The organism is Oceanicaulis sp., from assembly GCF_965284345.1.
Taxonomy (GTDB): Bacteria; Pseudomonadota; Alphaproteobacteria; order Caulobacterales; family Maricaulaceae; genus Oceanicaulis; species Oceanicaulis alexandrii_A.
Genome location: NZ_OZ260073.1, coordinates 1654431 through 1666307 on the forward strand (window position 1 = coordinate 1654431; position 11877 = coordinate 1666307).

General features: G+C 62.7%; 7 protein-coding genes. 6 read left to right on the forward strand and 1 reads right to left on the reverse strand.

All coding sequences use genetic code 11. From position 1 onward, the window contains the following. The first annotated feature begins 19 nt into the window (after positions 1-19). The 3 genes from ACQ66J_RS08210 to ACQ66J_RS08220 all read left to right on the forward strand — a co-directional run bounded on the left by ACQ66J_RS08210 (position 20) and on the right by ACQ66J_RS08220 (position 6689). Positions 20-2605, forward strand: a complete 2586-nt coding sequence (locus ACQ66J_RS08210) for a TonB-dependent receptor (RefSeq protein ID WP_430431219.1) — start codon at positions 20-22, stop codon at positions 2603-2605. A gap of 95 nt (positions 2606-2700) precedes the next feature. Continuing rightward, positions 2701-4725, forward strand: a complete 2025-nt coding sequence (locus ACQ66J_RS08215; RefSeq protein ID WP_430431220.1) for a tetratricopeptide repeat-containing sulfotransferase family protein — start codon at positions 2701-2703, stop codon at positions 4723-4725. A gap of 17 nt (positions 4726-4742) precedes the next feature. Further along, positions 4743-6689, forward strand: a complete 1947-nt coding sequence (locus tag ACQ66J_RS08220; protein WP_430431221.1) for a BCCT family transporter — start codon at positions 4743-4745, stop codon at positions 6687-6689. Between the two features lie 10 nt (positions 6690-6699). Here the strand turns inward: ACQ66J_RS08220 and ACQ66J_RS08225 are convergent, their stop codons facing one another. Beyond that, positions 6700-7392 carry a GntR family transcriptional regulator gene (locus ACQ66J_RS08225; protein ID WP_375547601.1) on the reverse strand — a complete coding sequence of 231 codons (693 nt, stop codon included), beginning with the start codon at positions 7390-7392 and terminating at the stop codon, positions 6700-6702. Positions 7393-7488: 96 nt separating this feature from the next. On the opposite strand from ACQ66J_RS08225, the gene hutI reads away from it, so the two are divergent. The 3 genes from hutI to hutU are packed head-to-tail and all read left to right on the forward strand — an operon-like array spanning position 7489 to position 11872. Then, positions 7489-8682, forward strand: coding sequence for an imidazolonepropionase (hutI, locus tag ACQ66J_RS08230; RefSeq protein ID WP_430431222.1), 1194 nt, complete (start codon positions 7489-7491; stop codon positions 8680-8682). Continuing rightward, positions 8676-10205: a histidine ammonia-lyase gene (gene hutH, locus ACQ66J_RS08235; protein WP_430431223.1), complete on the forward strand. Its 1530-nt coding sequence runs from the start codon at positions 8676-8678 to the stop codon at positions 10203-10205. Before hutI ends, hutH begins: the two co-directional genes overlap by 7 nt. Continuing rightward, positions 10205-11872 (forward strand): urocanate hydratase, encoded by a 1668-nt coding sequence (gene hutU / locus ACQ66J_RS08240; protein ID WP_430431224.1) that lies wholly within the window; start codon positions 10205-10207, stop codon positions 11870-11872. The genes hutH and hutU overlap by 1 nt, the downstream gene beginning before the upstream one ends. Positions 11873-11877 lie beyond the last annotated feature (5 nt).

Below are 11877 nucleotides of genomic sequence, written 5' to 3' on the forward strand. Positions count from 1 at the left end.
ACGAGTTCTCGCGAGCACCATGTTGTCCGCCGCCATGGGCGTCGCCATGGGCGGCATGGCCAGCGCGCAGGTCGATCGCATCGTCGTCACCGCAACCAAGACCGAACAGGATTCCCAGAGCATCCCTGTCGCCGTCTCCGCGATCGGCGCAAATGATCTGGCTGAACTCGATGTGGACGTCTTCGCCGATTATCTGGTTCAGCTGCCTGGCGTCACCGCCGGCGGCAGCGGCCCCGGGCAGAACACGATTTACATCCGCGGCGTCGCTTCGACCACGCCGAACCTGACGACAGCGGGCGTGGCCGGTCTTGCGCCGAACGTGGCCTTCTATCTCGACGAGCAGCCGCTGGCGCAGCCGGGCCGAAATCTCGACGTGTACGCCGTGGACCTTGAGCGCGTGGAAGTGCTGCCCGGTCCGCAAGGCACGCTGTTCGGCGCCTCCTCTCAGGCCGGCACCGTTCGCATGATCACCAACAAGCCTTTGCTGGGTGTTTATGAAGCGGCCGCCAATTTCGGCCTGTCCTTCACCGAGGGTGGTGAAGCCAGCTATTCCACCGACGTCATGGTCAACGTGCCGGTGAGCGACAAGTTTGCGCTCCGCCTGGTGGGCTTCTGGGATCATCAGGGCGGCTATATCGACAATGTCGCCGGCACGGTGAACACGTCTGAGTCTGCCCGCTTCCGTCCGTCCGGCACGGTGCGTTCCAACGGTGTGCCCGTGAACGCCAATCGCGGCGGCTTCCAGGCCGGCGCCGATCTGTCGGCCGTGACCTTCATCGACGCGAACAATTCTGCGCTCGTTGAAGATGATTTCAACGACACCACCTATGCGGGCTTCCGGGTTTCGGGCCGCTACGAGTTCAATCCTGACTGGCGTCTCACCGTGTCAGCGATGAGCCAGCAACTCGATACAGATGGTGTCTTCTTCCAGGATCCCGAACTCGAAGACTATGACGTTCAGCGTTATAATGATGAGTTCCTCGAAGATGATTTCGTCAACGCGTCCTGGACCCTCGAAGGTCGTCTGGCCATGCTGGACGTGGTCTATACTGGCGCCTTCACGGACCGTGATTCTGAACAGATCATCGACTACACCGAGTACATGTTCGTGGGTCAGTACTTCCCGTACTACACCTGTGAAGGCTCTGTGAGCTATCCGGGCGCGGCTGCGCCGTCGGGCACTTGCTACAGCCCGGAATCGGTCGTGGCCTCCACCACGAACACCCAGGTTGAAAGCCATGAATTGCGCTTCAACACGCCGCAGGACCAGCGCTGGCGTGTCACGGCGGGCGGGTTCTATTCCAGCACCGAAGTGCAAGAGCGTAACGACTTCACCTATTTCGGCAGCGTTGATGCGGATCCGTTTGGTCCCTTCGCGCCGAACTTCCCGTTCCAGACCGGCTTCACCTCTGATCCGGGGCCTTTCCCGGAGCCCGTGATCTTCCGCAACGACGTCAAGCGCACCGATGAGCAGATGGGTCTGTTCGGCGAGGTCAGCTATGACCTGGTCCCGGGCGTGTTCGCCATCACGGCGGGCGCACGCTATTACGATATTGAAGTGGATCTGGCCGGCAGCGCGAACGCGTCGTTCTGCAACTCCGGCGGGACGGACGCCAATGCGTTCGGCACCGACATTTCCGATCTGTATAACGGCGACGGCGAATACACCTTCCGCGGCACCTGCGACACCAGCCGTCACATCACCTATAACGACACCCAGTCCATCGCTGACATTCTGGCGATCGACCCGGCGCTCAGCCAGGCTCAGGCCCAGCAAATCTTCAACGCGGCGCGTGCGCCAGACGTTGCGGCTACGGACGGCTCGATCTTCAAGCTGACCGGCACCTGGACGCCGGCTGCGGGCATGCTGTTCTATGCGACCTATTCGGAAGGCTTCCGTCCGGGTCTGCTGAACCGTCCGGGCGGCGCGCCTGGGCCGAACGGCTACACCGTGCCGTTCGCCATCGATTCTGACGAGCTGACCAATTACGAGCTGGGTTGGAAACTCGACCTGTTCGATGATCAGGTCCGGTTTAACGGCAGCGCCTTTTTCGTCGAAATCGAGGACCTGCAGACGACCATTTTCGACCCTTCCATCGTCAATCTGTTCTTCTCGGACAATGCGGCGGATGCAGAGATCATGGGCCTGGAAGGCGATGTGACCTGGGCGCCGGCGGATGTGCCGGGCCTGACGGTCTCTAGCGCCTTCTCGATCCTCGACAGCGAGATCACCGAAGTGCTCGTGCCGACCAATGATGTGGTCGTGGGCGAAGAGCTGGCCTACGCGCCCAACCTGCAGCTGAATGCTCGTGCGCGTTACGAGTGGGACCTTGAAAACAGCTGGACCGCCCACGTGCAAGGTCAGGTGATCTATTCGAGCGATAGCCGTTCGGACATCATCGAGATCAATGCGGCGGATGTTGAAGGCTATACGACGCTTGGCCTGCGCACAGGTCTGACGTCTGAAACCTGGAGCGCTGAGCTTTTCGTGGACAATGTGACCAACGAAAATGCTGAGCTCGCCAACAACTACATCAATGACCGTGAACGCGTCACCGTGATGCGTCCGCGGACCTACGGGATCCGCTTCGGCATTTCCTACTAAGGCTCTGACGCCCGGCCTGTTTTCCAGGCCGGGCGTTCTCACGTATGCGGCGTCCCATTTGGCATGGGGCGCCCATCGTGTTTTATGGAGACGTGATGTCCACTGACGACCCGCACTCACCAGCCTTGCGCGCCGCTGAAACGCAGATGCGGACCGGCGCGTTCGATACGGCGCTCTCAGCGTTGCAGCCGGTGTTGCAATCAGATCCTGACATGGTGGACGCGCTTTACATGGCGGCGGTCTGCCAGCGTTATCTGAAACAGACCGATGCTGCGCGCGCCACGCTGGACCATTTGATGCGGGTCGCTCCTGATTTCGGGCGTGGGTTGCAGGAAGAGGGGCATCTGCATCGCGATGAGGGCGATGGAGACCGTGCGCTGGCCTGTTACCGCGCGGCGGTGCGCGCCAACCCGGCTTTGCATGCCGCCTGGACCGCGCAAGCTGACATTCTGGACGCCAGCGGCCATGGCGACGAAGCCCGCATGGCGCGCGTTCAAGCCCAACAGATCAAGACTTTGCCGCCCGCGCTTCAGGCGGCCATGCACCATCTGCATGAAAACCGGCTGCTGAAAGCGGAAAGCCTGTGCCGGTCCTGGCTCACGAAGCATCCCAAGGACGTGGCCGGCATGCGGCTTCTGGCCGAGATCGGCTCGCGCCTCGGGGTTCTGGAAGATGCGGAATTCCTGCTGGAAAGCGCGGTGTCGTTCGAACCTGACAACGCCGATCTACGGGTTGATTACATTCGTATCCTGCGCAAACGGCAAAAGTTCGAAAAGGCGCTGGGCGAGGCGCAAGCGCTGTATGAGCGCGACCCGGCGAACCCGGTCTTCGCCTCCCAGCTCGCCATCGAGCGCATGCAAACCGGCGATTATGAGCAGGCCGTCGCCTTGTTTGATGAGGTTCTGGAGCGCGCGCCGGGTGATCCGTCGACCCTGACCTCGCGCGGCCACGCCTTGAAAACCTGGGGCCGGTCCGAGCCGGCGATCCAGTCCTATCAGGCGGCTTGCGCGTCCGACCCGGCTCATGGCGATGCCTGGTATGGCCTCGCCAATCTGAAAACCTATCGATTTTCCGCCGATGAGCGCGCTGTCATGCAGCGCGAAGACGCGCGGCCCGGCCAGACGCTTCAGACCCGGATCAATCTCAATTTCGCGCTGGGCAAAGCGTTTGAGGATGAGGGCGAGTTTGAAGCGGCGTTTGAGCATTATCAACGCGGCAATGCGCTCAAAACCCGCCAGACGCGCTACACCACTGAACAGATCAGGGTGGAGTTCGACGCGCAAAAGCAGTTTTGCACGCCCGCGCTCTTCAGCGCTGATGCGCCCAAGGGTGACCCGGCGCCCGACCCCATTTTCATCGTGGGTTTGCCGCGTGCCGGCTCGACGCTGCTTGAACAGATTCTGGCGTCGCATAGTCAGGTGGACGGCACGCTGGAGCTGCCTAACATTATCTCGATCAGCCATGGTCTGCGTGGCCGTGATCGCGCCAGCGACAAGACGCGGTATCCGCGCATCCTGTCAGAGCTGGACGAAGATCAGCTGGTCAAGCTTGGGCGGCGCTATCTCGATGAAACCGCCATTCACCGCAAGGGCGCGGCGTTCTTCACCGACAAGATGCCCAACAATTTCCGCCATGTGGGACTGATCAAGAAAATTTTGCCCCAAGCGAAGATCATCGACGCGCGCCGTCATCCCATGGCGTGCTGCATGTCGGGCTTCAAGCAATTGTTCGCCGAAGGCCAGGAGTTTACCTACGGGCTCGAAGAAATCGGCGCGTATTATCGCGGCTATGTGGAGCTGATGGATCATTGGGACGCGGTGATGCCGGGTCAGGTCCTGCGGGTGATCCACGAGGATGTGGTCAGCGATCTGGACAGTCAGGTGCGCCGGATCCTCGACTATTGCGACCTGCCGTTCGAGCAGGCTTGCGTGGACTTTCACAAAACCAAACGCGAAGTGCGCACCGCCAGCTCCGAGCAGGTGCGCCAGCCCATCAACACCAAAGGCCTTGAGCAGTGGAAGGCGTATGACGCCTGGCTTGACCCGCTGCGCGAGGCGCTCGGCCCTGTCTGTGACGACTGGCGCAGGGATTCCTCGATTGAAATCGCCGTCCGCTCCTAACGAGAGACCGTCTGCTTATGAAAAAGTTTGAACCCGCCGTCTTCATTCCGGCCGCTGTTCTGATCTTCGCCGGCGTCGCTTATGCCGTGCTGGCGGGGGACCAGGCGGAAGCGCTCTTTGGGGATCTGCGCACGCTCATCACCGTGAATGCGGGGTGGGTGTATTCGGTCGGGGTGGGCATATTCCTGGTCGCCGCCGTCATCGTGGCGCTGTCTGATTGGGGGCGGATCAAGCTGGGGCCAGACGATTCAGAACCCGAATACGGGTTTCTGGGCTGGTTCGCGATGCTGTTCTCGGCGGGCATGGGCATCGGCCTGATGTTCTTCGCGGTCGCTGAACCGCTGACCCATTTCGTCACGCCGCCCAATGGCGATCCCGAAACGGTCGCTGCGGCTGAGCAGGCGATGGTCCTGACCTTCTTTCACTGGGGCGTCCATGCCTGGGCGGTTTACGCCATCGTGGGGCTGAGCCTGGCCTATTTCGCTTTTCGCCATAACCTGCCGCTGACTATTCGCTCCGCGCTCTACCCGCTGATCGGGGAGCGGATTTACGGTCCCATCGGGCATGCCGTGGATGTGGTGGCGATCCTGGGCACGTTGTTCGGCGTCGCGACATCGCTGGGCTATGGCGTCAGCCAGATCAACGCCGGTTTGAATTCGCTGTTCGGCTTGCCGATTTCGCCGCCAGTCCAGGTCGGTCTGATCGTGCTGATCACGGCGCTGGCCACCACGTCCGTGCTGGCGGGGCTGGATGCGGGCATCAAACGGCTCAGCGAGTTGAACTTGTTTCTCGCCATTGGCTTGATGATCTTCGTCTTCATCGCGGGGCCGACCCTGTTCCTGATCGGCGCCTATGTTCAGAACATCGGCGATTATGTCGATCAGCTGGCGCTTCTGACCTTCAATGTCGACGCCTATGGCGACGGCGTGTGGGTGAATGACTGGACGCTGTTTTACTGGGGGTGGTGGATTTCCTGGTCGCCGTTCGTGGGCATGTTCATCGCGCGCATCTCACGCGGGCGGACCATCCGGGAATTCATTCTGGGCGTTCTGTTCGGCCCGACCCTGTTCACCTTCTTGTGGATGACGATTTACGGCAATACGGCCCTTCTGCAGGCGGTGGGCGGCACGGCCGAACCCTTGTTGCAACTGGTGCGGGACGGCGATACGCCCTTGGTTCTGTTCACCTTCCTGGAGAGCTTGCCCTTCAGCGCCATCACTTCGGTTCTGGCGATCATTCTGGTCACCACTTTCTTCGTCACCTCATCGGATTCCGGCTCGCTGGTGAAGGCCACCCTGGCGTCAGGGGGGGATTTGACCCCGCCGCTCTGGCAGCGTTTCTTCTGGGCGGTGCTCGAAGGTGTCGTAGCGGCGGTGTTGCTGTTGACGGGCGGACTGGCGGCCCTGCAATCGGCGACGATCGCGGCGGCTCTGCCCTTCACCTTTGTGATCTTCCTGGCTTTCATTGGATTGATGCGGGCTTGGTCGATGGAGACGGCGCGCCGAGCTGGCGTAAAGACTGCGCCGCAATTGCCTGTGGAAGGCGCCGCCGTGCCTTGGCGGACCCGGCTGAAGCTGATGTTCTCTACGCCCAAACCTGATGATGTCCGCGCCTGGATGAAGGAGTCCGTGGAGCCCGCTTTTCAGGAGGTGATCCCCGAAATGGAGCATCAGGGATTGAGCGCCCGGATGGAGTGGAGCGAGGACCAGGATCGCGTCTGGCTGACGATCCAGCATGGCGATCAGCCTGATTTCATCTATGGCGTTGAGTTGAAGAGCTATAACGAGGCGCCGGCGCCAGGCGCCAGCCCGAGCCAGCAAAACTCACGCGGCGAGGTCTTCCTCACCGAGGGCGGTCAGCACTACTGCATCTATGGCTATTCCAAAATGCAGGTCATTCGCGACGTGATCCGCCATTATGAGCGCCATCGCCAATGGATCCACCATCTGGTGAATGTGAACTAGGGCTGCTGGATCAGACCAGATCGCCGGATTCGGTGACGATCTGAAACGCGGACGCCGCATGCGATAACCTGACCGAGGTCAAGGGCGCATCCCTGAACCGTGTCTGCCGTTCGATCACGAAGACTGGATCGGTGGCGGGCAAGCCCAGATGGGCCTGATCGATGGGGTGCGCCAGCTCGGCGCGCAACGCGGTTCGGATGAAGGAATAGGGCGCGCGCTGGACCAGCCATTCATTGGGGCTGACCGTCTCAAAGGGCGCCTCCGCCGCTTCAGGCACCGTGTCGAGATTGATAAAGCGATCTTCAAGCTGGAACGGCTCGCCATCGCTGAGATGCAGGCAGCGGATATGGCGCAGCGGCGCGCCCTTGAACAAGGCCTGGTCCAGCGGCGATGACGCGCCGTCATCCATACAAATGCGCTGATAGCCGTAAACTGCGCCGCGGGCTTCGATCTCATGACGTACGATGGGGATGGTCAGGGTCGAGCTGTGTCCGCGCCGGTCCACGACGCGCGTGCCGGCCCGGCGCTTTCGCTCGATCAGGCCGGCCTCAGACAGGCTCGACAACGCCCGGCGGATTGTGCCGCGCGCGACGCCGAATTCCTCTGCCAGATCATCTTCCCGGGGCAAGGTGTGACCCGCCGGCCAGGTCTGGTCGTTGATCCGGCGCAACATCTCGGTGCGGATGGTTTCATAAGGGTGCATGACGCTGTTTTAAGCACGCTCGGCTGAAGAGCAAAGCCTAGCTTGATCAGCAGTTTTTATATGTATAGACATATTCGAAACTCAGAGAGGCGTTCCATGAAACTTCTCACCGATCTTGTGCTGGCCGGCTTTGACGCTCCAACCCCGTATGGGCGCATAGAGGCGGGCGTTCTGGTGTTGGAGGGCGACGCGATCGCGTTCAGCGGCGCGCGCTCTGACCTGCCTGACCGGTATGCCGATCTGACGCCGGTTTCACTGGGGGGGCGCCTGGTGACGCCGGGCCTGATCGATTGCCATACGCATCTGGTGTATGGCGGCAGCCGGGCGCACGAGTTTGAAATGCGCCAGTCGGGCGCCAGCTATGCCGACATCGCCAAAGCCGGCGGCGGCATCGTCTCCACCGTAGCGGCCACCCGCAAGGCCAGCGAAGAGGCGTTGATCGAACAGGCGCTGCTCCGGTTGGATCGCTTGATCGCGGACGGCGTCACCACCGTAGAGATCAAGTCGGGCTATGGTCTGGACCGGGACACAGAGCTCAAACAGCTGCGCGTGGCGCGCCGTCTGGGGCAGCTGCGCGCGGTGCGGGTGGTGACAAGCTTTCTGGGCGCCCACGCCATTCCCGAGGGTATGGAGGCGGACGCTTATATCGATACGGTCTGCATCCCCACGCTCAGGGAGGCCGCCGCCGAAGGCCTCGTCGACATGGTGGACGGGTTCGTTGAGTCCATCGCCTTCAATCCCGCCCAGATCGCGCGGGTCTTTGATGTGGCGGTCGAGCTGGGCCTGCCGGTGAAGCTGCATGCCGAGCAATTGTCGGATCAGGGCGGCGCCGCGCTGGCGGCCCGCTTTGGCGCGAAATCCGTCGAGCATCTTGAATATGTCCGCGATGAGGAGGTACGAGCGCTGGCTCAGGCGGGCAGCGTCGCCGTCATGCTGCCCGGCGCGTTCTACTTTCTCAAAGAGATCCAGAAGCCGCCGATCGATTCATTCCGGCGGGCGGGCGTGCCCCTGGCGGTTTCCACCGACTCAAATCCCGGCTCGTCTCCCATGACCTCGCTGCTGCTGGCGATGAACATGGCGGCGACGCTTTTTGGCCTTACCCCGGAAGAAGCCTTGCGGGGGGTGACGGTGAACGCCGCCCGGGCTCTGGGCCAGGATCGGCTGGGCCGACTGGCGGAGGGCTATCTCGCTGATGTCGCGGTCTGGGACGTCACCGATCCGGCAGAACTCACTTACCGCATGGGCGACGCCCCGCTTCATGCTCGTTATCTGGGAGGCGATCTGTGCTGACGCCCGGTTCCGTAACGCTCAACACGCTTGAGCATATCTGGCGCAAGGGCGGAGAGATCCGCTTGGACCCCGCCGCGCGTGACGGCGTGCGCCGCTCGGCTCGGCAGGTCGAAGCCGCAGCCCGCGGGTCCGAGGCCGTCTATGGCGTCAACACGGGATTCGGCAAGCTCGCCTCCATCCGCATTGCGCCTGAAGACACCGCCGCGCTGCAGCGCAATCTGATCCTGTCGCATTGCTGCGGCGTGGGCGAAGAGACGCCTGAAGCCGTTGTCCGCCTGATGATGAGCCTGAAGCTCATCTCGCTCGGTCGTGGCGCGTCTGGCGTGCGTGAAGACATCGTCGATCTGATCGAAGCCATGCTGGAAAAGGGCATCATGCCGGTCGTGCCCGCGCAAGGCTCGGTCGGCGCGTCGGGCGATCTCGCCCCGCTCGCCCATATGGCCGCCGTGATGATCGGGGAGGGCGAAGCGCGCTTTCAGGGTCAGGTGCTGTCCGGCGCTGATGCGCTTGAGCAAGCCGGGCTGAGTCCGGTGGTGCTGGGTCCCAAGGAAGGGCTGGCGCTGATCAACGGCACCCAGTTTTCGACCGCCTATGCGCTCGCGGGCCTGTTTGAAGCGCGCCATGCGGCAAGAACGGCGCTGGTGACCTGCGCGCTCAGCATGGATGCGGCCATGGCCTCGACCGCGCCCCTGCTGGAAGAAATCCACGCCCTGCGCGGCCATCCCGGCCAGATCGCAGCCGCGCGCGTGATGCGCGAGCTGCTCGAGGACAGCGAGATCCGCCAGTCCCACCGCACCGATGATCCACGCGTTCAGGACCCTTACTGCATGCGCTGTCAGCCCCAGGTGGTGGGCGCGGCGATGGACATGCTGGATAACGCCGCGCGCATGCTGGAGCGTGAAGCGAACGCCGCCACCGACAACCCGCTGGTGCTCGCCGATGAGGGCGTCATCGTGTCGGGCGGTAACTTCCACGCCGAGCCGGTGGCGTTTGCGGCCGACATGATCGCGCTCGCCGTGTCGGAAATCGGCGCCATCGCCCAGCGGCGCATCGCGCTTCTAGTGGACCCCACGCTTAGCTTTGACCTGCCGCCCTTCCTCGCCGCCGATCCGGGGCTTAATTCGGGGCTGATGATCGCGGAAGTGACCAGCGCGGCGCTGATGAGCGAGAACAAGCATCTCGCCAATCCCTGCTCGACGGATTCAACACCGACCTCCGCCAATCAGGAGGATCATGTGAGCATGGCCGCCCATGGCGCGCGGCGCCTGATGCGGATGACGGCGAACCTTTTCCATATTCTGGGCATCGAGCTGTTCTGCGCGGCTGAGGGCGTGCGCTTTCGCGCGCCGTTAAACACCAGCGCGCCGCTCTGCGCGGTGCTTGATGTGTTCAACGCTGACATTCGTCCGTTGTTGCAGGACCGTTATCTCGCCCCGGATCTTGAAGCCTCGGCGCGCCTGGTGCGCGGCATGGCGATCCTCGACGCCGCCGGGGTGACGCCCTCAGACCTGGAGAGTGTGTGATGACCGATCGCCGCCAGAACGCCCGTGAAATCCGCCCCCCCATGGGGACCGAACTCAACGCCAAGTCCTGGCTGACCGAAGCTCCGCTCCGTATGCTGATGAACAATCTGCATCCGGACGTGGCCGAGAATCCCGACGAACTTGTGGTCTATGGCGGCATTGGCCGGGCGGCGCGGGACTGGAACAGCTTTGACAAGATCGTCGAGAGCCTTAAAGCGCTTGAGGATGACGAGACCTTGCTGGTCCAGTCGGGCAAGCCGGTCGGCGTGTTCCGCACCCATGAGAACGCGCCGCGCGTGCTGATCGCCAACTCCAACCTGGTGCCGCACTGGGCCAACTGGGACCATTTCAACGAACTCGATAAAAAGGGGCTGGCCATGTACGGCCAGATGACGGCGGGCTCGTGGATTTATATCGGCACCCAGGGGATTGTTCAGGGGACGTACGAAACCTTCGTGGAAGCGGGCCGCCAGCACTATGACGGCGACCTCACGGGCCGCTGGATTCTGACCGCCGGTCTTGGCGGGATGGGCGGCGCCCAACCCTTGGCGGCGGTGATGGCGGGGGCGTGCTGCCTGGCGATCGAGTGCGATGAGACTCGCATCGATTTCCGTCTGCGCACGGGCTATGTGGACGAAAAGGCGACCTCTGTGGACGAGGCGCTTCAGATGATCGAGCGTTGGACCAAGGCGGGGGAGGCCAAGTCCGTCGGCCTTCTGGGCAACGCCGCCGAACTCGTGCCCGAGCTCTATGCGCGCGGCGTGCGCCCGGACATGCTGACCGATCAGACCAGCGCTCATGATCCGCTGAACGGCTATCTGCCGGCGGGGTGGAGCGTGGCGGACTGGCGCGAGGCGCGCGAACGCGATCCAAAGCGCGTCGAAGCGGCCGCCCGCGCCAGCATGAAAACTCATGTGGAGGCCATGCTGGCGTTTCACGCCGATGGCGTGCCGACGCTCGATTACGGCAACAATATCCGCCAGGTTGCGCTCGAAGCGGGCGTTGCGGACGCTTTTGATTTCCCCGGTTTCGTGCCCGCCTATATCCGCCCGCTCTTCTGTCGCGGCGTGGGGCCTTTCCGCTGGGCGGCGCTCTCAGGCGATCCGGAAGATATCTACAAGACCGACGCCAAGGTGAAGGCGCTGATCCCTGATGATCCGCACTTGCACCAATGGCTCGATATGGCGCGCGAGCGCATCAACTTTCAGGGGCTGCCCGCACGCATCTGCTGGGTCGGTCTAGGCCAGCGTCATCGTCTGGGCCTCGCCTTCAATGAGATGGTGCGCACCGGCGAGCTGAAAGCGCCGGTGGTGATTGGAAGAGATCATCTCGATTCCGGCTCTGTCGCTTCGCCGAACCGCGAGACCGAAGCCATGAAAGACGGGTCTGACGCCGTGTCGGACTGGCCGCTTCTCAATGCGCTTTTGAACACCGCCAGCGGCGCGACCTGGGTCAGCCTGCATCATGGCGGCGGGGTCGGCATGGGCTTCTCCCAGCATTCGGGCATGGTGATCTGCTGTGATGGCACTGAAGCCGCGGATACGCGCATCGCCAATGTGTTGTGGAACGACCCGGCCACCGGCGTGATGCGGCATGCCGACGCCGGATACGAGATCGCCCTCGACTGCGCGCGTGAGACCGGGCTCAACCTGCCCGGCATCCTTTAGGAGCG